Annotated in this window: 25 protein-coding genes and 1 pseudogene; 8 read left to right on the top strand and 18 right to left on the bottom strand. The window is 69.8% G+C overall.

Annotation, left to right across the window (positions count from 1 at the left end):
• Positions 1 to 3 precede the first annotated feature (3 nt).
• Genes ABS73_RS13940 through ABS73_RS13930 form a run of 3 tightly spaced genes read right to left on the bottom strand, consistent with a single transcriptional unit; the run spans position 4 to position 3,526 of the window.
• A complete protein-coding gene (locus ABS73_RS13940) occupies positions 4 to 1,584 on the bottom strand; it encodes an acyl-CoA synthetase (protein ID WP_277018339.1) in 1,581 nt (526 codons plus the stop codon).
• The gene (locus tag ABS73_RS13935; protein ID WP_277018341.1) at positions 1,581 to 2,750 is read right to left on the bottom strand and encodes an acetyl-CoA acetyltransferase; all 1,170 of its coding nucleotides are present in this window, start codon (positions 2,748 to 2,750) and stop codon (positions 1,581 to 1,583) included. The genes ABS73_RS13940 and ABS73_RS13935 overlap by 4 nt, the downstream gene beginning before the upstream one ends.
• The gene (locus ABS73_RS13930) at positions 2,747 to 3,526 is read right to left on the bottom strand and encodes an IclR family transcriptional regulator (RefSeq protein ID WP_277018344.1); all 780 of its coding nucleotides are present in this window, start codon (positions 3,524 to 3,526) and stop codon (positions 2,747 to 2,749) included. Before ABS73_RS13930 ends, ABS73_RS13935 begins: the two co-directional genes overlap by 4 nt.
• 170 nt (positions 3,527 to 3,696) lie before the next feature.
• Here ABS73_RS13930 and ABS73_RS13925 point away from each other — a divergent pair, with 170 nt between their 5' ends.
• The 4 genes from ABS73_RS13925 to ABS73_RS13910 are packed head-to-tail and all read left to right on the top strand — an operon-like array spanning position 3,697 to position 7,324.
• On the top strand, positions 3,697 to 4,704 hold the full coding sequence (locus ABS73_RS13925) for a DctP family TRAP transporter solute-binding subunit (protein ID WP_277018346.1): 1,008 nt from the start codon (positions 3,697 to 3,699) through the stop codon (positions 4,702 to 4,704).
• 56 nt (positions 4,705 to 4,760) lie between these two features.
• Positions 4,761 to 5,240 carry a TRAP transporter small permease gene (locus ABS73_RS13920; protein WP_277018348.1) on the top strand — a complete coding sequence of 160 codons (480 nt, stop codon included), beginning with the start codon at positions 4,761 to 4,763 and terminating at the stop codon, positions 5,238 to 5,240.
• Positions 5,233 to 6,546: a TRAP transporter large permease gene (locus ABS73_RS13915; RefSeq protein WP_277018349.1), complete on the top strand. Its 1,314-nt coding sequence runs from the start codon at positions 5,233 to 5,235 to the stop codon at positions 6,544 to 6,546. Before ABS73_RS13920 ends, ABS73_RS13915 begins: the two co-directional genes overlap by 8 nt.
• Positions 6,547 to 6,565: 19 nt before the next feature.
• Entirely contained in the window at positions 6,566 to 7,324 is a 759-nt protein-coding gene (locus ABS73_RS13910) for an SDR family NAD(P)-dependent oxidoreductase (protein ID WP_277018351.1), read from the top strand.
• Positions 7,325 to 7,331: 7 nt separating this feature from the next.
• Here the strand turns inward: ABS73_RS13910 and phoB are convergent, their stop codons facing one another.
• The 13 genes from phoB to ABS73_RS13845 all read right to left on the bottom strand — a co-directional run bounded on the left by phoB (position 7,332) and on the right by ABS73_RS13845 (position 21,313).
• A complete protein-coding gene (phoB, locus tag ABS73_RS13905) occupies positions 7,332 to 8,021 on the bottom strand; it encodes a phosphate regulon transcriptional regulator PhoB (protein WP_136856520.1) in 690 nt (229 codons plus the stop codon).
• Between the two features lie 2 nt (positions 8,022 to 8,023).
• On the bottom strand, positions 8,024 to 8,743 hold the full coding sequence (gene phoU / locus ABS73_RS13900) for a phosphate signaling complex protein PhoU (RefSeq protein WP_277018352.1): 720 nt from the start codon (positions 8,741 to 8,743) through the stop codon (positions 8,024 to 8,026).
• Between the two features lie 15 nt (positions 8,744 to 8,758).
• Positions 8,759 to 9,556, bottom strand: coding sequence for a phosphate ABC transporter ATP-binding protein PstB (pstB, locus tag ABS73_RS13895; RefSeq protein ID WP_277018383.1), 798 nt, complete (start codon positions 9,554 to 9,556; stop codon positions 8,759 to 8,761).
• Between the two features lie 24 nt (positions 9,557 to 9,580).
• Positions 9,581 to 10,873 (bottom strand): phosphate ABC transporter permease PstA, encoded by a 1,293-nt coding sequence (gene pstA, locus ABS73_RS13890; RefSeq protein WP_277018353.1) that lies wholly within the window; start codon positions 10,871 to 10,873, stop codon positions 9,581 to 9,583.
• A gap of 8 nt (positions 10,874 to 10,881) precedes the next feature.
• On the bottom strand, positions 10,882 to 12,252 hold the full coding sequence (pstC, locus tag ABS73_RS13885) for a phosphate ABC transporter permease subunit PstC (RefSeq protein WP_277018354.1): 1,371 nt from the start codon (positions 12,250 to 12,252) through the stop codon (positions 10,882 to 10,884).
• Positions 12,253 to 12,318: 66 nt separating this feature from the next.
• Positions 12,319 to 13,374 (bottom strand): substrate-binding domain-containing protein, encoded by a 1,056-nt coding sequence (locus tag ABS73_RS13880; RefSeq protein ID WP_277018355.1) that lies wholly within the window; start codon positions 13,372 to 13,374, stop codon positions 12,319 to 12,321.
• Between the two features lie 192 nt (positions 13,375 to 13,566).
• Entirely contained in the window at positions 13,567 to 14,073 is a 507-nt protein-coding gene (locus tag ABS73_RS13875) for a gluconokinase (RefSeq protein ID WP_277018356.1), read from the bottom strand.
• Between the two features lie 88 nt (positions 14,074 to 14,161).
• Complete coding sequence (locus ABS73_RS13870; protein WP_277018359.1) at positions 14,162 to 16,105, bottom strand: phosphotransferase; 1,944 nt, start codon at positions 16,103 to 16,105, stop codon at positions 14,162 to 14,164.
• Positions 16,089 to 17,231 carry an ABC transporter ATP-binding protein gene (locus tag ABS73_RS13865; RefSeq protein WP_353743341.1) on the bottom strand — a complete coding sequence of 381 codons (1,143 nt, stop codon included), beginning with the start codon at positions 17,229 to 17,231 and terminating at the stop codon, positions 16,089 to 16,091. Before ABS73_RS13865 ends, ABS73_RS13870 begins: the two co-directional genes overlap by 17 nt.
• On the bottom strand, positions 17,147 to 17,827 hold the full coding sequence (locus ABS73_RS13860) for an ABC transporter transmembrane domain-containing protein (protein WP_286693524.1): 681 nt from the start codon (positions 17,825 to 17,827) through the stop codon (positions 17,147 to 17,149). Before ABS73_RS13860 ends, ABS73_RS13865 begins: the two co-directional genes overlap by 85 nt.
• On the bottom strand, positions 17,824 to 18,927 hold the full coding sequence (locus ABS73_RS13855; protein WP_277018364.1) for a glycosyltransferase family 4 protein: 1,104 nt from the start codon (positions 18,925 to 18,927) through the stop codon (positions 17,824 to 17,826). Before ABS73_RS13855 ends, ABS73_RS13860 begins: the two co-directional genes overlap by 4 nt.
• Positions 18,927 to 20,117 carry a glycosyltransferase family 4 protein gene (locus ABS73_RS13850; protein WP_277018366.1) on the bottom strand — a complete coding sequence of 397 codons (1,191 nt, stop codon included), beginning with the start codon at positions 20,115 to 20,117 and terminating at the stop codon, positions 18,927 to 18,929. Before ABS73_RS13850 ends, ABS73_RS13855 begins: the two co-directional genes overlap by 1 nt.
• On the bottom strand, positions 20,114 to 21,313 hold the full coding sequence (locus ABS73_RS13845) for a glycosyltransferase family protein (RefSeq protein WP_277018368.1): 1,200 nt from the start codon (positions 21,311 to 21,313) through the stop codon (positions 20,114 to 20,116). The genes ABS73_RS13850 and ABS73_RS13845 overlap by 4 nt, the downstream gene beginning before the upstream one ends.
• A gap of 246 nt (positions 21,314 to 21,559) precedes the next feature.
• Between ABS73_RS13845 and ABS73_RS13840 the strand changes: the two genes are divergently transcribed.
• A complete protein-coding gene (locus ABS73_RS13840; RefSeq protein ID WP_277018370.1) occupies positions 21,560 to 23,179 on the top strand; it encodes a sensor histidine kinase in 1,620 nt (539 codons plus the stop codon).
• On the top strand, positions 23,167 to 23,835 hold the full coding sequence (locus ABS73_RS13835; protein ID WP_277018373.1) for a response regulator transcription factor: 669 nt from the start codon (positions 23,167 to 23,169) through the stop codon (positions 23,833 to 23,835). The genes ABS73_RS13840 and ABS73_RS13835 overlap by 13 nt, the downstream gene beginning before the upstream one ends.
• Positions 23,836 to 23,839: 4 nt before the next feature.
• On the opposite strand, the gene ABS73_RS13830 is transcribed toward ABS73_RS13835, so the two are convergent.
• Positions 23,840 to 24,589: an anti-sigma factor family protein gene (locus ABS73_RS13830; protein WP_277018375.1), complete on the bottom strand. Its 750-nt coding sequence runs from the start codon at positions 24,587 to 24,589 to the stop codon at positions 23,840 to 23,842.
• 52 nt (positions 24,590 to 24,641) lie between these two features.
• Entirely contained in the window at positions 24,642 to 25,133 is a 492-nt protein-coding gene (locus tag ABS73_RS13825; RefSeq protein WP_277018377.1) for an RNA polymerase sigma factor, read from the bottom strand.
• 92 nt (positions 25,134 to 25,225) lie between these two features.
• On the opposite strand from ABS73_RS13825, the pseudogene ABS73_RS16820 reads away from it, so the two are divergent.
• Both ABS73_RS16820 and ABS73_RS16815 read left to right on the top strand, forming a co-directional pair.
• Positions 25,226 to 26,286: pseudogene (locus ABS73_RS16820) on the top strand (S8 family serine peptidase); the annotation flags it as partial.
• 9 nt (positions 26,287 to 26,295) lie between these two features.
• Positions 26,296 to 26,604 carry a S8 family serine peptidase gene (locus ABS73_RS16815; protein WP_353743340.1) on the top strand — a complete coding sequence of 103 codons (309 nt, stop codon included), beginning with the start codon at positions 26,296 to 26,298 and terminating at the stop codon, positions 26,602 to 26,604.
• Positions 26,605 to 26,677: the final 73 nt, after the last annotated feature.

Below are 26,677 nucleotides of genomic sequence, written 5' to 3'. Positions count from 1 at the left end.
GGGTCAGCCCGGCGCCTGCGGCCATTCCCCACGCTCGATCAGCGCCTGGCGGATCATCGGGCGAGTGATCTTGCCATAGGCCGATTTCGGCAGGCTGTCCCACAGGATCAGGCGTTTGGGCCGTTTGTAGCCCGGGATGCGCGGCGCCAGCCAGTCCAGCACCGCCTGCGGATCGGGGGTATGGCCGGGGCGGGAGACGCAGACGGCCAGCCCGGCCTCGCCCCAGACCGGGTCGGGGGTGCCCAGGACCACGGCCTCGGACAGGTCGGGATGGGTCAGCAGCTTTTCCTCGATCTCGCGCGGGTGGATGTTCGATCCGCCCGAGATGAACATGTCCGACGACCGCCCCGTCAGATAGAGAAACCCCTGTTCGTCCATATGGCCCAGATCGCCGGTCAGGAACCAGCCGTCGCGAAAGGCTTTGGCGTTGGCGTCGGGGTTGTCGTGATAGCCTGCAAAGACGGCGGGGCCGGTGACGGCGATCTCTCCGGTCTGACCGGGGGGCAGTTCGCTGCCCTGGTCGTCCTGGACCTGCACCTGCATGCCGGTGCGCGCCAGACCGCAGGTGCCGATGCGCATGGCCGCGTCATCGGTCGCGTGATGCGCAGGCGGCAGGACGGTGATGTTGCCGGTGACCTCGCCCAGCCCGAAATACTGGACCAGCACGGGGCCCAGGGTGTCCAGCGCGCGGATCTGGTCGGCGCGATACATGGGCGCGCCTGCATAGATGACATAGCGCAGGCTGGAATGGTCGTGGCGGGCGACGGAAGGGTCCTCGACCAGCAGTTTCAGGATGGTGGGGACGGTGAACATGTTGCTGACCCGGTGGCGTTCGACCAAGGCCCATAGATGGGCCGAGTCAAAGCGGTCGCCCGTGGGCAGGATGGTCGGCACGCCGCGCGCGATCTGGGTGAGCGCGTGGATGCCCGCGCCATGCGACAGCGGCGCCACCACCAGCGAGGTGTCCTGTTCCGTGGTGCCGGGCATCAGATCGCAGAGGTGGTTGGTGACGACAAAGGCCATCTGGCCGTGGGTCAGCACCGCGGCCTTGGGGCGGCCCGTGGTGCCCGAGGTGTAGAAGAACCAGGCCGGATCGTCGCGGGTCATGGCAGCCTCGGGCGGCATCCGGCCCATGTGGCGGGCGATCAGCGCGTCGTGGTCGGGACCAAGGGGCGAGGCGCCGATGGGGATGATCGCCGGGATATGGCGCGCGCAGGCGGCGGCATGGTCGGGGAACTGCGCGCCGCAGAACATGGCGCGCGCGCCCGAGGATTGCGCCAGATACGCCAGATCGTCGGGCGAGAGGCGGAAATTGGCGGGCACCCAGACAGCCCCGATGCGCCAGCAGGCGAACATCGTCTCCAGCATCTGCAGGCAGTTGGCGGATTGGACCAGGACACGATCGCCCTTGGTCAGGCCATGGTCGTGGATCAGCGCATGGGCCAGCGCGCCGACGCGGGCCTGTATCTGCGCCCAGGTGGTGATGTCGTCGCCATGGATCAGGGCAGGGGCGTCGGGCAGGCGGCGGGCGTTCTGGGTCAGGAAATTACCCAAATTCATCACCCGGTCAGAGACGGGGGTCATCGCACCCGCTCCAGGATCGAGACATAGTTCGTCACCGCAGCGCCCCCCATGTTGAAGACGCCCGCCATGGTCGCGCCGGGCAGCTGCATGTCGCCCGCATCGCCGGTCAGCTGCATCGCGGCCATGACATGCTGCGACACTCCGGTCGCGCCGATGGGGTGGCCCCTGGATTTCAGCCCGCCCGACAGGTTCACCGGCAGGCGCCCGTCGCGATGGGTCACGCCGTCGCGGATCACGCGGTGGCCTTGGCCGGGTTCGGCCAGGCCCATCGCCTCGTATTCCAGCATTTCGGCGATGGTGAAACAGTCGTGGGTCTCGACCAGGGACAGGTCGTCCAGGGTTACGCCCGCGCGGTCCAGCGCCTGCGTCCAAGCAGAGCGCGCCGCCCGCATCGCCAGCATGTCGCGGCGCGACAGGGCCAGCGGGTCGTTGGCCTGGGCGCGGGCGCGAAAGGCGATGGCGCGGCGCATCGTCAGGGCGGTGTCGGCATCGGCCAGCACCAGCACCGCCGCCCCGTCCGAGATCAGCGAGCAGTCGCTGCGCCTGAGGGGCCCCGCCACACGCGGGTTGCGGTCCGACACGGTGTTGCAGAAGGCCACGCCCAGATCCTTGCGCATGTGCGCGTAGGGGTTTCGCATGCCGTTTTCGTGGTTCTTGGCCGCGATCATCGCCAGCTCCTGCGAGCGGTCGCCGTTCTGCTGGAAATAGCTGGCGGCGATCTGGCCGAACAGGCCCGCGAAACCGGCGTCGATCTGCGCCTCCTCGGCGTGGAAGCTGGCGCCCAGCAGGATGTCGCCGACCTCTGCGGTGGGGGTGGCGGTCATCTTTTCCGCCCCCACCACCAGCGCGATGCGGCCCCGGCCTGCGGCTATGAAATCCATCGCGCCATGCAGCGCGGCCGATCCCGTGGCGCAGGCGTTCTCATAGCGCGTGGCGGGGACATGGGCCAGCGCGGGGACCGCCATGCCGACCAGCGCGCCCTGAAAGTCCTGGCGCGAAAAGCCGTTGTTGAAGACCCCGGTGAAGATACCGTCGACATCTGCGGCGGCGATGCCCGCGTGGTCCAGGGCCTGCGGCACGGCCTCGGCCATCAGGGCGCAGGTGTCGGGGGCGTCGGATTTGCCGAACCGCGTATGGCTCCAGCCGACGATCATCGGGTCGGTCATGTCTGTTGGTCCTTGCTCAGGCGGGTTTCGATCTGCGCGGCCTCGGCGCGCAGGCGGCGGGTCAGGTCGGGCAGGCGGTCGGGGCGCATGCGCGCCTCGACCGTGGCGATGGACAGCGCGCCCGCCAGCCGCCCGTCGGGATGGTGCAGCGCGATACCCAGGCCCCAGGACCCCTCGATCACCAGGCCGGGGTTCAGGGCCACGCCATTGGCACGGGTCTGTGCGATCAGGTCGCGCATCCGGTCGGGGGTCAGGGCGGGAAATCGCTCGGCCAGAACCGGCGCGATGGCGCGCAGGATGGTGGCGGACTCGCTGTCGGGCAGGGCGGCCAGCATCGCCAGCGACCCCGCGCCGACGCCCAAGGGATGGGTCTGGCCCGCGACCAGCGCGTGGCTGCGCAGCGGGTGGCTGCCCTCCTCTCGCATCAGGCACAGCGAACTGGCGCCGCGCCGCACGGACAGCAGCGCCGCATCGCCCGTCACCTGCGCCAGGCGCATCACGCTTTCGCGCGCCGCCGCCATCAGGCCGGGACGGCGCGCGGCCTGCGCGCCCAGCACCTGAACCTGTACGCCCAGGTGATAGCGGCTGGCGGCGTCCTGTTCGGCCATGCCAGCCCGGATCAGCGCCAAGGCCAGCCGCCGCACGGTCGCCTTGTTCAATCCGGACCCGGCGACCAGGTTGGCCAGCGTGGCCCCCTGGTCGCCGCTGGCGCCGATCAGCGTCAGCAGCAGCAGCGCCCGGTCAACGCTTTGGGTGCCGGTCTCGGGTAGGTCCATGAGATGAACCGATGGGGCGGGGTGGGTCATGCGGATTCCCGGTCGTTCGGGCCAAGATGGCAAGGGAATCGCGGATCGTGCAAGTTTTTTCTTGCCATGCCGCAAAGGGTCGCACCATGATATGAACCGACGCCACGGGAGGGTGGCAGGTTCCACGGGAGGGGATTGCGATGTCACGGATGGGATGGGGACGGCTGGCGCTGGCCACGGCTTTGGTGTCGGCGATGGGCATGGGGGCCGCGCTGGCCGAGACGCTGCGCCTGTCGCACAACACCGGCGACGGCACGACCTGGCACAAGGGGGCCGAGCGGTTCGGCGAATTGCTGGCCGAGCGCACCGATGGTGAGATGGACCTGCGCGTGTTTCCGAACGCCCAGTTGGCGGGCGGCGACCAGATGCGCCAGGCCGACATGGTGGGCCGGGGCGCGCTGGATTTCGTGATGACATCGGCGATCAATGTCACGCCGCTGGTGCAGGAGATGGCGGTCTTCTCGCTGCCCTATATGTACGAAAATTACGCCCAGGTGGATGCCACCACCGCCGATGGCGGCCCGGCCGAGGCGCTGCGCGATATCCTGCGCGACAAGGGCATCGAGGTTCTGGCCTGGGGCGAGAACGGGTTCCGCGAGGTCACGAACAACACCCGCCCGATCCGCACCCCCGCCGACATGGCGGGCCTGAACATGCGCGTGGCAGGCCCGATGTATATCGACGTGATGAACGCGCTTGGCGCCAACCCCCAGCAGATGCAGTGGACCGAGACGCTGACCGCCCTGCAGCAGGGCGTCGTCGACGGGCAGGAGAACCCGATCGGCGCGGTGATCATTCCGCAGCAGGTCTATGAGATGCAGTCCTATCTGACGACCTGGCACTATTCCTATGACCCGATCTTCCTGGGCATCTCCAAGGCGAAATACGACGCCTATGACGCCGAGACCCAGGCCATGCTGCGCGAGGTCGCGGCCGAGGCGATGGAATATCAGCGCCAGATCACCCGCGAGGGGACCGAGACCGGCGTGGCCTTCCTGCGCGAGAAGGGGATGGAGGTCCACGAGCCCACCCCCGAGGAGCTGGCCGCGTTCCGCGAGGCGACGCAGCCCGCCTTCGATCAATGGGCCGAGCGGGTCGGCCCCGAGCTGGTCGCATCCTTCCAGGATGCCATCGCGCAGGCCCAGTGACGCGGGCGCAATAACGCGGGGGGTCTGCGCGCCCCCCATCCCCGCCGGAGGTGCCGATGCTGTCCTTTCTGTCGCGCGAGGCCGAGCGGCTGATCTGCGCCGTCCTGTTCCTGGGCATGACCCTGCTGGGATTCGCGAATGTGGTGGTGCGCTATGCGACCAACTATTCGTTGGCCTCGTCCGAGGAGCTGCTGACCAACGGTTTCCTGCTGCTGACCGTGTTCGGCGCGGCCATCGCGGCGCGGCAGGGCCAGCATCTGGCGGTCACCGCGGTGGTGTCGATGCTGCCGCGCCGGGCGGCGCAGGCGGTGGTGGTGCTGTCGGTGATCCTGTCGGTGGGGCTGCTGATCGTATCGGCCTGGCTGGCCTGGGGGGCGGTGCAGGTGCTGTATCGCAACGGCCTGACCTCCTATGCGCTGCGGATTCCGATGTGGTATTATCAGGCGGCGGTGCCGTTCGCCTTCCTGCTGATCGCCTGGCGGTTCGTGCAGCATGCGGTGGCCGAGTTCCGGCAGGCGGGGGCGGATCATGGTTGATATCGGTCCCGGCACGCAGATGATCGTGCTGTTCTTTGCGCTGCTGGCGCTGCGCGTGCCGGTGGCGTTTTCCCTGGGCCTGTCGGCGCTGTACGCGATGTGGCGGATGGGGTTCGGGCTGGAGCTGGCGGGCGATCTGATCACCGCGGGGGTCGCGCGCTATTCGCTGCTTGCGATCCCGTTCTTTATCCTGGCCGGCGCGCTGATGGGGTCGACCGGCATCGCGGAACGGATGATCCGGTTCTTTCGCGTGCTGGTGGGCGGGCTGCCCGGCGGCATGGGGGTGGTGGGCACGGTCGTGTGCCTGTTCTGGGGCGCGGTCAGCGGGTCGGGTCCGGCATCGGTCGCGGCCATCGGCCCGATGATCATCAAGGGCATGGAGGAGGACGGCTATACCCGCGCCCATGCCGCGGGGCTGGTCTGCGCGGGTGCGGCGTTGTCGATCGTCATTCCGCCCTCGATCGGGCTGGTCCTGTTCGGGGTCATCGCCGAGGTCTCGATCTCGCAGCTGTTCCTGGCGGCGATCATTCCGGGGCTGTTCATGGGGCTGACCATGCTGGCGGTGCTGCCCTTCATCGCGCCGAAAGGGGCGGGTGGGTCGCTGGAGCGGCTGATCCCCGATCCGTATGCGGGCCTGCCTTACGGCGCGCGGTTGTGGCGCAGCTTTCGCGACAGCTTCTGGGGGCTGATGACGCCGGTGGTGATCCTGGGCGGGATCTATTCGGGCATCTTCACGCCGACCGAGGCCGCCCTGGTCGCCACCGTCTATGCGCTGCTGGTGGGCGGGCTGATCTATCGCGGCCTCAGCCTGCGCGCGCTTTATGACACGCTGGCCGATGCGGCGGGGTCGTCGGCGACGGTCATGCTGATCGTGGCCTATGCCGGGCTGTTCGGATGGGTCATCACGGTCGAGGATCTGGTCGGCACCTATTCCGGCGGTCTGCTGTCGCTGTCGGACAACGGGTGGGTGATCCTGCTGGTGATCATGCTGATCCTGCTGGTCGCGGGCATGTTCATGGATGCGATCACGGTCATGTTCATCACGTTGCCCATCGTGCTGCCGGTCATGCGCGAACTGGGCTGGGACCCGGTCTGGTTCGGTGTCATGGTGATGATCAACCTGGCCATCGGGCTGATCACCCCGCCGGTCGGCGTGAACCTGTTCGTGGCCGCCAATGTCGCCCACCTGCCGATCGAGCGCGTGGCGCGGGGCGCGCTGCCGTTCCTGGTGGCGACGCTGGCCGGTCTGGCCGTGGTCGCGGCCTTTCCGCAGATGTCGCTGTGGCTGATCCACTGGCTGAGATGAATTCCCGAAAGGACGATCCATGACCGACAAGACCGCCATCATCACCGGGGCCGCGCGCGGCATCGGCCTGGCCACCGCCCGCCTGCTGTCGGAGCGCGGCTGGCGCGTGGTGCTGGCCGATATCGACGCCGAGGAACTGGACCGCGTGGCCCCCACCGTGCCGGGCGCGCATGCCATCATCTGCGACGTGTCGGACCCCGGTCAGGTGGCGGCGCTGATCGCGGGGGCGGTCGACTGGTCGGGGCGCATCGACGCGCTGGTCAACAATGCGGGCATCGCCGATTTCCGCCCGATGGGGGAAACCGACCTGGCCATCTGGCGGCGCATCATGGCGGTGAACCTGGACGGGGTGTTCCTGTGTTCGCAGGCGGCTGTCCCGCATCTGGCGCGGACGGGGGGCGCGATCGTGAATGTCGCGTCGATCTCTGTCCTCCGGGCCAGCACGCTGCGGGTGGCCTATGGCACATCCAAGGCCGCGGTGATCCACCTGACGCGGCAGCAGGCGGCCGAGCTGGGCCAGCAGGGCATCCGCGCCAATTGCGTGGCCCCCGGTCCGGTGGACACCAAGCTGGCGCTGGCGGTGCACAGCCCGGCGATCCGCGCGGCCTATCACGACGCGATCCCGCTGAACCGCTATGGCCGCGAGGATGAGATCGCGCAGGCCATCGCGTTCCTGTGCAGCGACCAGGCGTCCTATGTCACGGGCCAGGTGCTGGCCGCCGATGGCGGGTTCGAGGCGACGGGCGTGGGCCTGCCCGCCTTGCGCGCCGGGAACTGAGGGCCGATCAGCCCAGGGCGTATCCCACGCCGCGGACGGTGCGCAGCGGGTCGTCGCCGCCGTTCCGCATCAGCGCCTTGCGAAGACGGCCGACATGGACGTCGATGGTGCGCGTGTCGACATAGATGTCGCGCCCCCAGACCCGGTCCAGCAGCTGTTCACGCGTCCAGACGCGGCCCGGCTTCTCCATCAGCGTGGACAGCAAGCGGAATTCGGTCGGGCCCAGATGCAGCGTCTGGCCCGCGCGGAACACCCGGTGTTCGGCGGCGTCCAGGATGATGTCGGCATAGGACAGCCGTTCGCCCATCGTCGCGGGCCGGGTGCGGCGCAGCTGGGTGCGCAGCCGGGCCAGCAGCTCGACCACGGAATAGGGTTTGACGACGTAATCGTCGGCGCCGGTTTCCAGGCCGCGGACGCGGTCGACCTCTTCGCTGCGCGCGGAGAGCATGATGATGGGGATGTTGCGGGTCGAGGGGTCGGCCTTGACCTGGCGGCAGACCTCGATGCCCGACACCTTGGGCAGCATCCAGTCCAGCACGATCAGGTCGGGCTGTTCCTCGGCGACCAGCAGCAGCGCGTCCTCTCCGTTGTCGGCCATGACGACGTCGAATCCCTCGGCCTCGAGGTTGTAGTGCAGCACCTCGCGTTGGGCGCCCTCATCCTCGACGACCAGCACGCAGGGCGCCTGACGGGCCATGATCAGCCCTCCCCCAGGGGGGCCACGACCGGCACGCTGTTGCTTTTGGGCCGCGCCTCGTCGGGCAGATCGCCGGTGACCAGATAGACGACCTGTTCGGCGATGGACGTCGCGTGATCGCCCATGCGTTCGACGTTCTTGGCGATGAAATGCAGATGCATGCAGGGGGTGATGTTGCGCGGGTCCTCCATCATGTGGGTCAGGAACTCGCGGAACAGCGCGTTGTACATCTGGTCGACCTCCAGATCGCGCTGGCGGACGTCCTGGGCCAGCTCCGCGTCGCGGCGGATATAGCTGTCCAGCGCGTCCTGCAGCATCTTGTTGACCGCCTGGCTCATCCGGCGAAGCGCCATCCCCGAGCCGTTGATGACCGGCATCTGGGACAGGACCTCGGTGCGCTTGGCCATGTTCTTGGCGTAATCGCCGACCCGTTCCAGCGAGGCCGAGATCTTCATGACCGCCAGCACCATGCGCAGATCGGTCGCGGTGGGGGCGCGCAGCGCGATCAGGCGGGCGGCCTCCTCGTTGATCTGGGCCTCCAGCGCGTCGATGGCGCGGTCGCTGCGGCGGACCTGATCGGCCAGCTCCTGGTCGCGGGTGTCCAGCGCGGTGGAGGCGTCGGTGATCGCGGCCTCGACCATGCCGCCCATCTTGACGACCATTGCCTGGATCGTCTCCAGATCGCGGTCGAAGGCCGAGGAGATATGCTTGTCGCGGTTCATGTCACGTCCTTTCGATCAGCCGATGCGGCCCGAGATATAGGCCTCGGTCCGGCTGTCGCGCGGCCGGGTGAAGATGTCGTTGGTGTCGCCGTATTCCACCAGGCTGCCCAGATGGAAGAACGCGGTCTTCTGGCTGACGCGGGCGGCCTGCTGCATCGAATGGGTCACGATCACCACCGAAAAGCGGGTGCGCAGCTGCTCGATCAGCTCCTCGACCTGGCTGGTGGCGATGGGGTCCAGCGCGCTGCACGGCTCGTCCATCAGCAGCACCTCGGGGGCGGTGGCGACCGCGCGGGCGATGCACAGGCGCTGCTGCTGGCCGCCCGACAGGCCGGTGCCGGGTTCGTGCAAGCGGTCCTTGACCTCGTTCCACAGGGCCGCGCCGCGCAGGGCGGTCTCGACGATCTCGTCCATCTGGGCCTTGTCGCGGGCCAGGCCGTGGATCTTGGGGCCGTAGGACACGTTGTCATAGATGGATTTCGGGAAGGGGTTGGGCTTCTGGAACACCATCCCCACCTTGGCGCGCAGCTGCACGGGGTCCACGCCGCGGTCATAGATGTTCTGGCCGTCAATGGCGATGCGGCCCTCGACGCGGGCGGTGTCGACGGTGTCGTTCATCCGGTTGATGCAGCGCAGAAAGGTCGATTTTCCGCAGCCCGACGGCCCGATGAAGGCGGTGACGGTCTTGTCTAGGATCTCGACGTTCAGGTCCTTGATGGCCTGCTTGGCGCCATAGAACACCTGCACGTCGCTGGCGGAAATCTTAATGTCCTGCTGGCCCACGGCAGCCTCCGGTCGGTTGGTATCATACATGGTCATGTCTCCTGACGGGCCGGGTTACCAGCGACGCTCGAACCTGTTGCGCAGAAAGATGGCGATGGCGTTCATCAGCACCAGAAAGCCCAGCAGCACCAGGATAGCAGCCGAGGTGCGCGCCACGAACCCCCGTTCCGGGCTATCGGCCCAGATGAAGATCTGCGTGGGCAGCGCGGTCGATGCGTCGAAGGGCGTGCCGGGGGCGGCGGTGACAAAGGCGTTCATGCCGATCAGCAACAGCGGCGCGGTCTCGCCCAGGGCCTGGGCCAGGCCGATGATGGTGCCGGTCAGGATGCCGGGCATGGCCAGCGGCAGGACATGGCCGAACACCACCTGCTGTTTTGATGCGCCGACGCCCAGGGCCGCCTCGCGGATGGACGGCGGCACCGCCTTGAGCGCCGCGCGGGTCGCGATGATGATCGTCGGCAGCGTCATCAGCGCCAGCACCAGGCCCCCCACGAAGGGCGCCGAGCGCTGCATCCCGAACCAGTTCAGGAACACCGCCAGACCCAGCAGACCGAACACCACCGAGGGCACGGCGGCCAGGTTGTTGATGTTCACCTCGATGATGTCGCTGATCTTGTTCTTGGGGGCGAATTCCTCGAGGTAGATCGCCGCGCCGATCCCCAGGGGGAACGAGATCAGGAAACAGACCAGCAGCGCATAGAACGACCCGATGATCGCGCCGCGCAGGCCCGCCAGTTCCGGGAAACGGCTGTCGGCATTGGTGAACAGCGCCCAGTTGAAGGGCAGGGTGATGCGGCCCCCGGCCTCCAGCTGGCGAAAGGCGCGGATGTCCTCGTCGTTCAGGCGGCGGGTGGATTCGTCGCTGGCCTCGTTGACGTTGCCCTTGTTCAGCTGGTCGTAGGTGTCCGAGGCCGGCACGCGGATCTGCACGACCTGGCCGATCAGCTCGGGGTCGGCCACCACGCGGTCGCGCAGAACGAATTGCGCAGCGTTCGACAGGATGCCCGACAGGGCGCGCATGCGTTCCTGCGGGGCGTCGGGGAAGGTCTGTTGCATCGCTTCGGCGATCACGCCGCGATAGTTGCCCGCGGCCGGGTCCGCCGGATCGACCATCTGCGCCGAGATCGGCACGTCCAGCGTCACATGCGTCTGCCGGAAGGCCTGCGCCCCGCCCGAGATCAGCGTCCAGAGCAGGATGCCCAGCATCAGGAAGGCCAGGCACAGCGCGCCCAGACCCAGCAGCTTCAGCCCCAGCTCCTTGCGGTGGCGGCGGGCCAGGCGGTTCTTGAACGCGTCCGAGGCCCAGGTGGTGTTGGTTCCGCGGCCGTCATCGGGAAAATCGGTCATCGGGCGCCTCAATCGTACTGTTCGCGGTATTTGCGCACGATGCGCAGCGCGAGGATGTTGATGAACAGGGTGACGATGAACAGCATCAGACCCAGGGCAAAGGCCGCCAGGGTCTTGGGGCTGTCAAAGGCGGTGTCGCCGATCAGCAGCGTCACGATCTGCACGGTGATGGTGGTCACGCTGTCCAGCGGGTTGATGTTCATGGTGGCGATCAGGCCCGCGGCCATCACTACGATCATCGTCTCGCCGATGGCGCGGCTGACGGCCAGCAGGACGCCGCCCATGATGCCCGGAATGGCCGCCGGGAACAGCACGTTCAGCACCGTTTCCGACCGCGTGGCGCCCAGGGCGATGGCCCCGTCGCGCAAGGACCGCGGCACCGCCGACAGCGCGTCATCGGCAAAGGAGGAGATGAACGGGATCAGCATGATGGCCATGACGCCGCCCGCCGCCAGCGCGGTGTTCGGCGCGACCGGGATGCCAAGCGCCGCCCCCCAGGCCCGCAGCGCCGGAGCCACGGTCAGGATCGCGAAGAAGCCGTAGACGACGGTCGGGATGCCGGCCAGCAGCTCCAGCACCGGCTTGGCCACCGCGCGAAAGCGGCGGCTGGCGAATTCGTTCAGATAGATGGCCGACAGCAGGCCCACCGGCACGGCGATGACGATGGCGACGAAGGTGATGACCAGCGTGCCCAGAAAGACCGGCAGCACACCAAAGGCGCCCTCGGCTGCGACCTGATCGGCGCGGATCGGCATCTGCGGTTCCCACCGGGTGCCGAACAGGAACTCGGTCAGCGGCACCATCTGGAAGAAGCGCACCGATTCGAAGACCAGCGAAAACACGATGCCGATGGTCACGAAGACCGCGATCAGCGAGCAGGTGATCATCAGGCCCATCACGATCCGCTCGGCCGCCTGGCGGGCGCGGAAATCGGCGGTGACCTGGCGGCGCGAGACGTAGAGCAGCGCCGCCGACAGCGCCGCGATGACCGCGACCAGCAGCCAGCCCGAGGTGGCGCGCAGCGCGACCATGCGGTCCGCGGCCTCCAGCTTCCAGGGTTCGGGGGTGCCGAAGATGCGGCCACCGGCGATGGACTGGATCTCGGTCAGGATCAGCTGCGGGTTGGTCGCGGCCGCCAGCATGCCGTCGGGCAGGCCCGACAGGGTCAGCGCGTTGATGACCGACCCCTCCAGCATGATCCACAGGATGGTGGCCACGAATGCCGGCACCAGCACCAGCAGCAGCGCGTAAAGCCCGTGGAACGAGCCGAGCGAATGCAGCCGCTCTCCGCCGTTGCGCAGCGCCAGGGCCGCCCGCCGGTTCATTGCGTATCCTGCTAGCGCCGCACTCAGCAGCACGGCAAAGGCCAGACCTGTCATGGCACCCTCTTGATCGGTAAAGGTCCGCCCCGCACAGGCGGGACGGACCAGGCATCGGGGTCGTGATTACTCGGCGACCGAGAACTCGCCCTCGCCCGAGGTCACGCGGGCCTGCAGCTCGCCACGCTCGTCATCGGGCAGTGCGACCAGGCCGCGCTCGGACAGGTAGCCGGTCGAGGACAGGGCGTTTTCCGACATGTATTCGGTCACGAATTCCTGCAGGTTCGGGATCACGCCGCGATGCGCGTCCTTGACGTAGAAGTACAGCGGGCGCGACAGCGGGTATTCACCCGAGGCGATCGTCTCGATCTCTGCGTCAACGTTGTTCAGCTTGACGTCGATCAGCGTGTCGGTGTTCTCGTAGAGGAACGAATAGCCGAAGATGCCCAGGGCGTTCGGGTCGGTGTTCAGACGCTGCACGATCAGGTTGTCGTTCTCACCGGCCTCGATGAAGGGACCGTCGGTGCGCATGCGCGAGCAGTTCTCGTTGACCCAGTCATCGTTGCCGGAGGTCTCGGCCAGCGCCATCGCGGCCTCGTTCTCTTCGCAGCCGGCATGCATGGCCAGCTCGACGAACGCGTCGCGGGTGCCCGAGGTCGGCGGCGGGCCCATCACGGTGATCGCGATGTTGGGCAGCGATTCGTCGATTTCGGACCAGTTGGTGTAGGGGTTGGCGACCAGATTGCCGTCCTGGACGATCTCGGCGGCCAGGGCCAGATAGACCTGCTCCAGCGTCAGGTTCCAGTCGGCCTCGCTGTTGCGGGCCACCGCGATGACCAGGCCGTCATAGCCGATCAGCGCTTCGGTGATGTCGGTGACGCCGTTCTGGACGCAGAGGTCGTATTCCGACTTGGTCATCGAGCGCGAGGCGCCGGTCAGGTCCGGCGTCTGTTCGCCCACGCCCGAGCAGAAGATCTGCATGCCGCCGCCGGTACCGGTCGATTCGACGATCGGTGCAGGCGCGCCGGTCTGGTTCGCGAACTCCTCGGCCACGGCCTGGGTATAGGGGAACACGGTCGAGGAACCGACGATGCGGATCTGGTCGCGCGACTGAGCGAAGGCGCCGCCCGCCGAAAGGGCGATCACCGAAAGCGCGGTCGCTGTGAGGCCGAGGGTCTTCATGTGCCGTCTCCTGTGGAGTTGATCGTTGCCCGACCCGCTTACAGAGTGTTTGTGACGGCTATGCCCCAGTTTTGTGACACCTTCATGACGCCCGGTGTCGCGGTGGCTGAAAAGGTCGGTGGATGGCTGCGCGGCTCGGGTCACGGCCCTGGTCCCGGCTCCGCGACGGCATCAGGAGGCGGGCGGCCCGCGCTAGGGCAGGGGGGCGGTCAGGGCGGCCACCGCCCGGTCAATGATCTGCGCGGGCGGCAGGGCCACGTCGACCCACAGCGCGTCTTCGGCGGTGGGGTCGGGGGGTTGCAGCGCGGCCAGCTGGCTGTCGATCAGGCTGGGCGGCATGTAGTGGTCGGGCCGCGCCGCCATACGCCCCGCGATCAGCGCGCGGTCGCCATGCAGGAACACGATGTCCAGCGGTCCGGCCCCTGCGCGCAGCCGGTCGCGATGCGCGCGGCTGAGGCCCGAACAGGCCAGCACCGCGCGGGTGGGCGCCGCTGTCACCTCTGCTGCCAGCCGGTCCAGCCAGCCCCACCGCATGTCGTCGGTCAGCGGCTGGCCCGCGCGCATCCGCGCCACGCTGGACGGGTCGTGATAGAGGTCGGCCTCGATGAAGGTGCCGCCGATGCGTGCGGCGATGCCGCGGGCCACGGTCGATTTTCCCGTGCCGCAGATGCCCATGACCAGAACAGGCCGCGCCGTCATAATGTCTCCTTTCGATGACAGCGCGACCATGGAGGACCGCGCCGTCACTCGTCAACGGCTTTCCGCGCTGACCGTGCCCGGGTCCCGGTCAGGCGGGCGCCATGCCCATCCGGGCCAGCTGGTGCAGGATCAGCGGCGGCACGTGGCGGCGGTCGTCAAAGCGGCGCGCGATGGCGAGATGGCGGGCCAGGGATACGGCGCGCATCAGGGGCACATGGCCGGGCAGCGGGCGCAGGGTCGCGTATCCGGCCATGAAGGCCGCGGCCTGGGGGTCCAGCGCGGCGCAGTCCCAGCCCCTGCGCAGCGCGTATTCGTCCAGATGCGCCAGCATGTTGCCCAGGTCGATGGCCGGATCGCCCCTGGCATAGAGGTCCAGGTCCAGCAGCCAGACCCGGACGTCGTCGATCAGCACCTGATCGGGATAGAAGTCGCGGTGGATGCCACAGACCGGTCCCGGCGGCAGGGCCAGTGCCGCGCGGCCCAGATGGTGGGCCAAGGCCCGGGTGTCAGGGGTGTCCAGCGCGCGGTCCATGACGGCGACCTCATCTGCCGTGCTCCAGTCGCGGTCGGCGGGGACGCCTGCGGCGTGCAGCCGGGCCAGCGCGCGGCCCGTCGCGGCCAGCGGCGCGGTGGGACCGTCCGGCGCGATCAGCCCGGTCAGCAGCTGGCCGGGCGCGATGTCCTGCAGCCACAGGTTCAGCGCATCGACCCGGCCCCGCTGCGCTGGAACGCCGGTATCGCCCGTGCCGTCCAGGCCCGCCGCGCGCAGGCGGTCATGCAGCGCGGGCGTGCGCCGGTCGGGACCTTTCATGCGCATCTTGCCGATCAGCCTGTCGTCATAGCGGAACAGGGCGCGCCGCCCCGGCTTGTGCCGGATCAGGGCTGCGCGGGCGATGGGCTGGCCGCTCAGGCGCGTCATCAGCGCGGGGTCGGCGGTGGCCGTGATGGGGTCGATCTGCGGCACGATCTGCAGCGCGCGGTCCAGCAGGCGGCGGGCTAAGTCGGGCCAGTCGGGGCGGCGGGTGCGGAACCCCTCGGTCGCCAGGGCCGCCAGCGCCGCGGCGTGATAGGCGGCCAGGTCGGGCGGGGGCGGGCCATAGCCCTGCAGCAGCGCCTGTGCGCGGTCACGGGTGGGCGTGCCGGTCAGTGCATCGTGATCCAGCCGCGCCAGATAGCTGCCCAGGTCATGGGCGGCGGGGGCCAGCCCGGCCTCGTCCCAATCGACGATGGACAGCGTGCCGTCGGGCGCGATCATCACCTGATCGGCGCTGAAATCGCCATGGCTGGAGACCAGCGGCCCCTGCGGGCGCAGCAGCGCCAGCGCGCCGCGCAGTCGGTCGATGCGGTCCGACAGGTCGGGCGCCAGCACGGCCAGGTCGTCCAGGGCGGCGGGCGGGGCAAAGGGCGCGCGCGGCGGCAGGTCGGCGGTGCCGCGATGCAGGGCGGCCAGGGCCGAACCGATGCGGGCGTGGACCGGGGCGGGGGCGGTTTCGGCGCCATGCCCTGGCAGCCAGGCGGTGGTGATCAGGTGGCGGCGGGCGTCCAGCGCCAGGACCTGCGGCCCGCCATGGCCTGCGCCGAACTGTGCACCCCGCAGCGCGCGGTCCCAGGTGGCGGGGGACATCGCCTTGATCATCGTGTCGCCCCGGCGCAGCACCAGCCGCCGTTCGGGCTTGAAGCGCAGCGCCACGGCATCCTGCGGCACGGCGCCTTTGCGCAGCGCGGTGATGCGGCGGTCGGCCTGGGGCGGCTGGATGATGACGGCGTGATCGGGCAGCCATCGTTGCAGGGCGGCGCGGCGGGGGCTGGGGCGGTCGTCGTCGAACCGGGCGCGGGTCAGGGCGCGCAGGGTGACGAAATCCGCGCCCATGCGAAAGGTCGCCATGCAGCTGGTCCCCGGCTTGTAGCGCAGATGCACCGGATCGACCGGCGCGCCCAGCAGGGCCGCCACCGCCTGCGGGTCCAGCAGCAGCGCCAGCCCCGGCAGGGCGGGGTCGCGTTCGACGATGGCGCGGTCAGCCGGTTGCAGCATCGCGCACCCCCCGTCCCTGTTGCAGTCGCCACATCGCGGCATAGCGTCCGCCCTGCGCCAGCAGCGTGTCATGGGTGCCGTCCTCGGCCAGCTGGCCGTCGGACAGCAGGATGATCCGGTCCATCCGCGCGGCCAGCGACAGGTTATGGGTCACCATCAGCGTGGTACGCCCCTGCGACAGCGCGTCGATGGCGCGGGCGACGGCATCCTCGCTGGTGCTGTCCAGACCGGCGGTCGGCTCGTCCAGCAGCAGCAGGGGCGCGGGGCGCAGGGCGGCGCGCGCGATGGCCAGCCGCTGCCGCTGCCCGGCCGAGAAATTCGCGCCCCGTTCGGCCACCAGCGTGTCATAGCCCTGCGGCAGGGCCGCGATAAAGCCATGCGCATCGGCCAGGCGGGCGGCCTCCTCGATCTGGGCGCGGGTGACGTCGCCTGCGCCCAGGGCGATGTTTTCCGCGATGGTCGTGGAAAACAGCAGCGGCTCCTGCGCGACAAAGCTGATCTGCCCGCGCAGCGAAGCCAGTGTGACCGCGCCGATATCGGTGCCGTCGATGGTGATCGACCCCGTGACCGGATCGCGCAGCCGCAACAGCAGCGTCAGCAGCGTCGATTTGCCGATGCCGGACGGGCCGGTGACGGCGACGCGCTGGCCCGCGGGGATGGTCAGGTCCAGCCCCGACAGGACCGGCGCGCCGCCGCCATAGGCAAAGCCCACATCGTTGAACCGCACCGTGCCCAGAAAGGCCGGGGCCGCCACCGCGCCGGGGCGGTCGCGGACGGTGGGTACCTGATCCAGAAGGTCGAACACCCGGTCGCCCGCCGCCGCGGCCTTGGCCAGACGGCCAGAATACTTGGCGTATTCGCGCACCGGGCGGAACGTGTTCTTCAGATAGGTCAGGAAGACCAGCATCTCTCCGGGCGTCAGCCGCCCCGAGATCACCGCATGCGCCCCGAACCACAGGATCGCCGCCGTGGCGATGCCGACCATCGCATCCACCATGCGCTCCAGCGCGGCGGACAGACGACCGGCGCGCACGCCATCGGTCAGGCTGCGGTCATTGGCGCCCGCGAACATGCGGTTGACCGACCCCTCCAGCCCCAGGGCCTGGATGGCGCGCATGCCCGACAGGGCCTCTCCGGCGGTGGCGGCGATGGCGCCCTCGCGCTTGCGTTGGGCGCGCTGACCCGCCGCGTGGCCCACCACAGAAGCGGCAGCGGCACCAGCGCCACCAGCGCCAGCCGCCAGTCCAGCCACAGCATCACCCCGATCATCCCGGTCAGCACCAGGATATTGCCCAACAGCGGCAGGGTCGCGGTGACCGCCGTGTCCTTGAGCATGCCGACATCGCCCACCAGGCGCAGGGTGATGTCGCCCGCGCGGGATTTCTCGTGGAAATCGGCGGACAAACGCTGGACATGATCGAACAGTGCCGCGCGCACCCGCGTCAGGATGCGCCCGCCGACCAGCGAAAACACCGTCGTGGCCAGGAACTGGAACAGCGCCCGCGCCGCCGTGATGGCGATCAGGGCTGCGGCACACAGCGCGATGACGGTGGCCGCATCGGTCGGCTGTTCGACGCGCAGCACGCTGTCGACGACGAATTTCAGCGGCCAGGGCTCCAGCAGCTTCATGATGGTGGCGGCGATCAGGGCGGTCATGCCGCCGGTCAGCACCAGCCCCTCGCCGCGCATATAGGGGCGGAACCGTCGCATCAGCCCGGTCATGCCGGCACCCGCAATCCGGCCAGATCCAGCACCTGCGCCGCCACGCGGTCCCAGGTGTGATGCGCCATGACATGCGCCCGCGCCGCGCGGCCCAGATTGTCACGCAGGGCTGCGTCCTGGGCCAGCTGCTCCAGTACGCGGGCCAGGGCTGCGGCGTCGTCGGGCGGGACGGTCAGGCCAAGGCGGCCGTGGTCCAGCAGTGTCTCCATGTCTCCCACGCGGCTGGCCACGATGGGCAGCGCCGCGCCCATATAGTCGAACAGCTTCAGCGGAGAGAAATAGAAGGGCTGCGTCGCGGAGTAGGGGGCTGCGCCCACATCCAGCCGGGCCAGATGACGCGGCAGCTCAGTGTGGGGGACCATGCCCGTCACCTCGGCCCCGATGGCGGTCAGGCGGGGGGCCAGGCGGTCGCGGTCGGGGCCGTCGCCGATGATCAGCAGATGCGCGGGCATGCGCGCCTGCAGCAGCGCCATCGCGTCCAGTAGCACGCCGATGTCGTGCCAGGGCCGCAGCGAACCTAGGAACCCGACGGTGAAGGGGCCGGGCACATGCGGCAAAGCCTGGCGGTCGGCGTCGATGGCATTGGGGATGACCGCGACCCGCGCCGCGCCATGGGCACGGGCATAATCGGCGACCGCGGGGCTGACCGCCACGACCGCGCGGGCGGCGGACAGGCTGGCGCGGGTGGTGCGGGCGGCGTCCTCCGGGTGGGACAGGCTGCGGTGGCGGGACTGTTCCTCGATCAGGGGGGCGTTGATCTCCAGCACCGAGGGGATGCGATAGGCCGCCGCGTGATCCATCGCCGCATGGGCGTAAAGCGCGTGGCGTTCATAGATCAGGTCGAACGGCCCCTCGGCCGCCAAGGTCGTGGCCAGGGTGTCGTTGGCGGCCAGCAGGGCCGTCGTGCGGCAGCCCTCGGCCAGCGGCAGGGCGACGGTGCGCACGGGCAGGACCGCGTCCCCCGCGATGCGCGGAGAGATCAGCGTGACATCGGCCCCCATCGCCAGAAAGGCGCGCAGCATCGCCTGGACATGGATCGAGGCGCCCTTGGTGCCAAAGACCGGGATGCCCGGGTCCATCGAGACATAGGCCACACGCATCACGCGGCCCCCCGCACCGGGGCCGCCAGCCGGTCAAAGATGTCGCGCAGGGCGGCGGCGCTGCGGGTGACGTCGTAATCGGCCTCGATCCGGGCGCGGGCTGCGCGGGACTGGCGCGCGCGCAGGTCGGGGTCGTCCAGCAGCCGCGCCATGGCCTGCGCCAGGCTGGCCGCGCAGCCCTCATCGGCCAGCAGGCCGGTGGTGCCGTCCACCAGTTCGGGGATGCCCGTGACCGGCGTCGCCACGACCGGACAGCCAAGCGCCATCGCCTCCAGCAGGACGGTCGGCATGCCGTCGCGGTTGCCGTCATCGCCCACCACGCAGGGGCAGGCCAGGACCGCCGCGCCCCGCATGGCGGCGATCACCGCATCCTGGGGCAGGGGGCCTGCCAGGGTCACGCCAGTCAGCCCGGCATCGGTGATCTGGGCCGACAGTTCGGCCTGCATCTCGCCGCCGCCGATGATGCGGGCGCGGATCGGGCGGCCCTGGGCCTGCAGCATGCGCAGCGCCTCGATCAGGATGTGAAAGCCCTTCTTTTCGACCAGGCGGCCCACGGCCACGATCTCGGTCGCGTCAGGGCGCGGCGCGGTCCAGGGAAAGCCCTCCAGGTCCAGCCCGTTGAAGATGCGCGTGACCGGATGGCCAAAGCGGTCCTCCAGATAGCGGCGGTTGAAGTCGGAGACGGTGACGGTCGCAGGGGCCTCGGCGATCTTGAGGGCCAGGTTCCGGTTCTCGGCGTAATCCATGAAGATGTCCTTGGCATGCAGCGTCATGGACCAGGGAGTCTCGGCCAGGCGCGCCGCGATCCGTGCCACGGTCGAGGCGACGGTGCCAAAATGCGCGTGCAGATGCGTGACGCCGCGCGCGCGGCATTCCAGCGCCAGACGGATGCCCTGCAGGATGTCGCGGCCCGAGGCCTCGGGGAAATCGGCCAGCCGCGCCCACGCGCCCGGGATGGCCTGGGCGGCGGCCAGCTGGGGCCAGCCCTCGTCGATGCCCTTGATGCGGTCGGGGATGCGGGTGACGGGGGCGCGCACGCGCGAGATGATGTTCTGGAAATGCGTCTCCTCGACCGAGCGCAGGGCGAAGATCTTGACCGACCGGCCCGCGGCCTCATGGGCCAGGATCTCGTTCACGACGAAGGTCTCGGAAAACCGCGGATAGCGTTTGAGGACGTAACCGATGCTCATGCCACGGCCTCCAGCGGTGCGGGCTGGGCCAGCAGCATGCGGGCGCGGGCCTGCATGCGCTCGAGGCCGCCCATGTCCAGCATGTCCTGGCCCAAGCCTGCGGCGGGCGGTGGCCCGGCCATCCAGGCGGTCAGCCGCGCAGGGGTCAGGTGCTCGGGCAGGATCATCCCGATCGCGCCCTTGGCCGACAGGCGCTCGGCGCGCAGCAGCTGTTCCAGCCGGGGCCGGGTGCGCGGCACGATCAGCGTGGGGCGGCGCAGCGACAGCGCCTCGGTCACGGTGTTGTAGCCGCCCATGGCGATGATCCGCGCGGCGCCCTGCATCAGGGGCAGCGGCTCGGCCAGGAAATCGACGATCTCCATGTCGGGCCGGGCGGCGATGCTGGCCTCCAGCTGGGCGCGGGCGGCGGCGGGCATCTGCGTGCCGGTCAGGATGATGCCGCGATGGCCCGCGGGCAGGGTCGCCCCGGCAAAGGCCCGGCACAGCGCCGCGCCGTCGCGGCCCCCGCCCACCGCGCAGAGGATATAGGGATCGCGCGGCAGATCGACCGGCGCCATCCCCTCCAGCCGCTTGCGCTGGTCCAGATAGCCCAGGAAATGCGCCTTGGCGGCAAAGGCATCGCCAAAGGCGTATTCCTCGATCAGGTCAAAGAAATTCGGGTCGCCATAGACCCAGACCTCGTCGAACCAGTCGCGGATGGCGGCGAAGTTGCGCCGCTTGAGCCATTGCGCGCGCACCGTTTCGGGGGCGTCGATCACGTCGCGCAGGCCCAGAACGATCCGCGCCCGGCCCCGCTGGCGCAGTGCGGCCAGGGGACGGTCCAGTTCCGACTGCGCGCCGCGCGGCACGTTGTCGACGATCACCAGGTCGGGGTCGTAGGCCTTGAGCGCGCCGCGGATGATGTCGGACCGCAGCCGCGCCAGGTCCTTCAGCTCCAGCCCCAGGCTGCGGGCGTGATAGCTGCCGTCGGCACGCTTGCCATAGGCGGGCAGGGTCAGCACGTCGACGCCCTGCGGCAGCTTGAAGGCCCCGGCCTCGGCCATGCCCGCGATCATCAGCACATCGGGCGCGGGGTCCATCCGCTTGAGCGCGCCGGCCAGCAGCATGTTGCGCCGCAGATGGCCGAACCCAAGGGTATCGTGCGAATACAGCACGACCCGTTTCTGGCGGATGATGTCAGCGGGCATGTCAGTCATCGTCTGGTCTCCTTGGTGCGGGTCGCATGGGTGGGTGACGGCGGGGCCGCAGGTTTTATTCCCGCAAGGGCCGCGGGCAGGCGCAAAAAGGTCTGACGGAATGCTTTGCAAGCACGTCTGTCGCATGCGATCGACGTGGAGACGGCAGGGCCGTCCTTCAAATTAGAAGTTTACGAGACAGGCCGATCGGGCATGGCGGGTCGCGGCGATCCGCCTATCGTGTGACCAGCCGCAAGAGGAACGGGCATGAAGATCCGCAACAAGCTTCTGGTCAGCCACGGGGCGCTGGCGGTCTGCGTGGCGGTCATCTGCGCCTTCATGCTGGTCGCGCTGGAGACGACCGACCGCAACCGCCGCCGCATGGCCGACAGCTATGAAAGCCTGCGCCAGCTGAACGAGCTGAGCTCGGACAGCAACCGCATGGCCGAGCAGATCTCAGAGCTGCTGAGCATCGGGCTGTCCAATCGGCGCGAGGTCACCGAGGTGTCGCGGACCCTGCTGGCGCGGCTGGAGGGGGTGCGCGATCGGCTGCGCGAGGACATCGCCACCGCCGCCAGCGACCGTGCCCGCCAGCGCGACGCCGAGATGCTGGAGTGGATCGAGGTGATCCTGGACCGGACCGAGCGGCTGGCCGATATCGGCGCGCGCATGGCCGATCTGGTGGCGGATGGCCGCATTGAGGAGGCGCGGCGCATCTATGTCGTGCAGGTCGAGGACGGGCTGGACGACGAGATCTCGGACCTGCTGCGCAGCGCGACCGCCGCCGACGAGGCGCGGGTGCTGGACGCCATCGACCGGTGGGACCGCCAGACGGAACTTCTGCGCGCGTTGGCGATCAGCACGGTGGTGCTGGGGACGGGACTGGCCGTGGGCGCCGCGCTGGTGATGGACCGGCTGGTGTCGCGGCCCATCGAGGCGCTGGCCCGCGCGGTCGACGACCTGGGCCAGGGCCGCGTGACCCGCCCCCGCCCGGCCCCCGGCGGGGACGAGCTGGGGCGGCTGGCCACGCGGTTCGACCAGATGGCCCGCGCCATTGCTCGCCAGCAGAGCGACCTGCGCGCGGCCCGCGATTCGCTGATGGTTCAGGTGGCCGAGCGCACCGCCAGCCTCAGCCAGCGCACCAGCCAGTTGGAGGCCGCGAACGCCCGCCTGACGCGGCTGAACGACACCCGCACCCAGTTCTTTGCCGATGTCAGCCACGAGCTGCGCACCCCCCTGACCGCCATCCGCGGCCAGGCCGAGGTGGCGCTGCGCCAGCCGCAGGCGACGGTGGCCGACCTGCGCCAGACCCTCTCCCAGATCACCCGGCGCAGCGGGCAGATGGGGCGGCTGGTCGATGACCTGCTGTTTCTGGCCCGCTCCGAGGCCGGGGCCATCGCCTTCGCCTTTCGCGACACCATGATGCAGGAGGTGCTGGCCGAGGTGATGATGGATGCCGCCCTGCTGACGCGTCAGCGCGACGTGACGATCAGCGTCACCCAGCCTTCCGAACCGATCGTGCTGCGCGCCGATCCCGACCGGCTGCGCCAGGCCATCGTCATCGTGCTGGACAACGCCATCAGCCACGCCCCCGACGGCACCGCCGTCACGCTGGAGCTGGACGAGGCCGGGGGCCTGATCCGGCTGGCCGTGTCCGACCGCGGCCCGGGTTTCACCGAGGAGGAGGCCTCGCGGGTGTTCGAGCGGTTCTATCGCGGCCACAGCCGGGGCGCGCGGGGGGGCGCGGGGCTGGGCCTGCCCATCGCGCGCTGGCTGCTGGAGCAGCATGGCGGCGCCATCGCCATCGCCCGCACCGAGCCCGGCGCGCGGGTCGAGATCACGCTGCCCTGGGGCGGCGCGCAGGGGGGCGCGGCATGGACATCCTGATCGTCGAGGACGACCCCGAGATCGCGGCCTTTCTGGTCCAGGGCCTGACGGTCGAGGGCTATGCCCCCCATCACGTCGCGACCGGCGCCGCGATGCTGGCCGCGCTGGAGGCGCGGCGCTGGTGCCTGGTGATCCTGGACCGCATGCTGCCCGATGCCGAGGGGGCGGATCTGTGCGCCCAGCTGCGCCGCGCCGATTCGGGGCAGCTGATCCTGATGCTGACCGCCCGCGACGCGCTGGAGGAAAAGCTGGACGGCCTGCGGTCGGGGGCCGACGACTATATGACCAAGCCCTTCGCTTTCGAGGAGCTGCTGGTCCGCATCGAGACGCTGCGCCGCCGGGGCGGCGCCCGCCAGGAGGCGGTGCAGATCGCCGACCTGACGCTGAACCTGGCGCTGAAAAGTGCCGTGCGCGGCGGGCGCGATCTGGGCCTGACGCCCACGGAATTCGCGCTGCTGCGGTTCCTGGTCGAACGGCGCGGCACCATCGTCAGCCGGATGGAGATCCTGGCGGGCGTGTGGGGCAAAAGCTTCGACCCCAACACCAATCTGGTCGAGGTCTATATCGCCTATCTGCGCAAGAAGGTGGACGGCCCCGGTGCCGAGCGGCTGATCCGCAATGTGCGCGGCTTTGGCTATGTGATCGACGACGCGTGATCGCTCAGGGGGTCAGCAGCGGCGCCTCCTCCTGGAGGGACAGGACGGGGCCTGCGCCGACCTGGATCAGCCAGTCGTCCAGCGCCTCCAGATCGCCCGAGGCGGGACGATAGTCGTCGCCTGCGGGCAGGTCCATGGCAAAGCGTTCCTCGAAGGGCTGACCGGGTGCGGCGCGGCACAGGACCGCGAGGCGCGCGCTGTCGTCGCGCAGCGTCTCGACCTCGCGGCACAGCGCGTCGCCGCCGATGCGAAAGCTGGCCAGAACCGTCAGGTCGGTGCCGTCGGGCAGCACGGTCCCTTCTCCGGCGGGCAGCTGGGCCAGCGCGGTCTGCAGGGGCGACCCATCGCGGCGCCCGTCGGTCAGCGCCAGCCCGGCCATGACCGCCACCGCGCCCAAGCCTGCCGCCAGCGCCATCCAGGGCGCGCGATTGGCATTGGCCGCGCGCATCCTGGACTGGGGTGGGGCCGCTGTCGGACTGGGCGGTATCGTGGCCGCCGCCGGGCCGGCTGCCTCCTGTTGGGGTGCGGCCCCGCCCGTGGCCGCCCGGATGCGCGCGATCAGCGCCGCGTCGCCGGGTTCCGCCTGCGGGGTATCGTCGCGCAGCGCCTCCAGCCGGGCGCGCGTCCGGCGGAACAGCGCCAGCCGCGCCTGCGCCGCGGGGTCGGCGGCCAGCCGCGCCTGCACGTCGCGCGCCTGATCGGGGTCCAACTGGCCATCGGCCAGCGCCATCAGGGTCTCGTCGTCAATCGTCACTGTTCCTGTCCTTGCCTGATGGCCCCGATCGCGTTGTTGACGTGCCGCATGCTCAGTTTATTCCCAACAGGGCGGCCAGGGCCAGCCTGGCGCGGGACAGGCGGCTCATGACGGTGCCCTTGGGGACGTCCAGCACCTGGGCCGCCTCGGCATAGCTGAGGCCCTCGATGCAGACGAGGGTCAGGATCTCCTCCTGCTCGGGCGACAGGCGGGTCATGGCGCTGCGCGTGGCGGCCAGCATCAGCCGCGCCTCGATCAGCGGGGCGTCGTCGGTCGCAAGGATCTCGGGGTGGTCGGTGACATCGACGCGGGTGCCCTCGGTGCGCTGGCGGCGGGTCGTGTCGATGAAGGCGTTGCGCAAGATGCGGAACAGCCACGGCTCCAGCCGCTGCGCGGGGTCGCGGGCGGCGTGATGGGTGATCGCGCGTTCGACCGTGATCTGCACCAGATCGTCGGCCAGGTCGGGGCGGCGGCACAGTGACAGCGCATAGCGGCGCAGGTTCGGCAACAATCGGATCAGTGCATCACCGAATGCCGCATCCATGTGGTTCCACCTTGCTGCCTGCCCCGGTCCTGGGGGAATATCTGAAAGGCCGGGGCGTCATTGTCCAGTGCTGACGTCAGACGGAGAGACCCATGCAACGACTTGTCCTGTTCACCCTGCTGTTCGTGCTGGCCCTGGGGGCCCAGCCCCGCCTGGACCTGGACGGCATCGGATTGCTGTCCAAGGCCATGGCCCAATCGGACGACGACGACGACGATGATGATGACCGCGACGACGACGATGACGATGATGACGACCGGGGCGACGGGGGCCGCAGCAGCGGCGGGACCTCGTTCTCGGGGCGGTCGGGGGATCGCGATGACGACGACCGGCGCCGCGCGACGCCGCGCCGGGCCGCGCCCCGACAGGCGGCCCCCGCCCCCGTGCGCCGTGCAGCACCCGCCCGCGCCCCTGCCCCCGCGCCCCTGCCCGACCGTGCCGCCGATGAGATCATCGCGCGGGGCGTCTCCGCGGACGATCTGGCGCAGCTGCAGGCCGACGGCTTTGTCCTAATCGAACAGCGCGCCCTGACCGGCGGCGCGACCCTGGTGCGCCTGCGCAAGCCCGGCCCGCTGGATCTGGACGCCGCCCGCGCGGCGGTGCGGGCCCGCGCCTCGGGCACCAGCGCCGATTTCAACCATTTCTATCGCACCGACCAAGGCGCGGCGCAGGCGGGCGACGCCTGTCCCGGCGGGTTGTGCCTGGCGCGGCAGGTGATCGCCTGGCAGCCGGTCGCGGGGTGCGGGCCGCTGCCTGCGGTGGGGATGGTCGATACCGGCGTCAATGCCGATCACGCGACCTTCGCCCAGGCCAACCTGACCGTCCACAGCCTTGACCCGGCGGCGGAACGCGCGCGCGCCACGGCGTCGGATGCGCTGCACGGCACCGCGGTCGCGGCGCTGCTGGTCGGCGCGCCGGACACGCGCAGCCCTGGCCTGATCCCGGGCACGCGGCTGATTGCCGTCGATGCCTTTGTCCGCCAGGGCCAGGATCAGCGCAGTGACGCTTTTAGCCTGATCGCGGCGCTGGACTGGCTGGGCGCGCAGGATCTGCGCCTGATCAACATGTCGCTGGCCGGGCCGCCGAATGAGGAACTGGCCCGCCAGATCGCGCTGCTGGTGGCCCGCGACGTGCTGATCGTGGCGGCGGCGGGNCGGCCTCGATCAGCGGGGCGCGGACCAAGACCGGGACGTCCTTTGCCGCGCCCTTTGTGACGGCAGCGGCGGCGCTGTGGCTGCGCGCCGAGCCCGCGCTGTCGGCCGCCGATCTGGCCCGCCGCCTGACCGAACGGGCCGAGGATCTGGGCGAGCCGGGCCGCGACGAGGTCTTCGGCGCGGGGCTGCTGCAGGCGCCGCCGTCCTGCACGGGGCCGGGCCGCGTCGGGCCGCAGAATGGCGGCAGCGCGACGGGTGCCGATCAGGCGGGCCCCGATCTGGCAGGCGGGGAAATAAATCGCGCGATCGCGGAATAAGCCCGGCCCCGGCGCGTCATCGGGGGGACACGCATCCCTCAGGGTGGGGGCGCGTCAGGCCCGCGGGGATCGG

Origin of the sequence: Paracoccus sp. SCN 68-21, assembly GCF_001724535.1 — a bacterium.
In the GTDB taxonomy this organism is placed as follows: domain Bacteria; phylum Pseudomonadota; class Alphaproteobacteria; order Rhodobacterales; family Rhodobacteraceae; genus Paracoccus; species Paracoccus hibiscisoli.
This window is presented reverse-complemented; position numbering and strand designations above follow the sequence as displayed.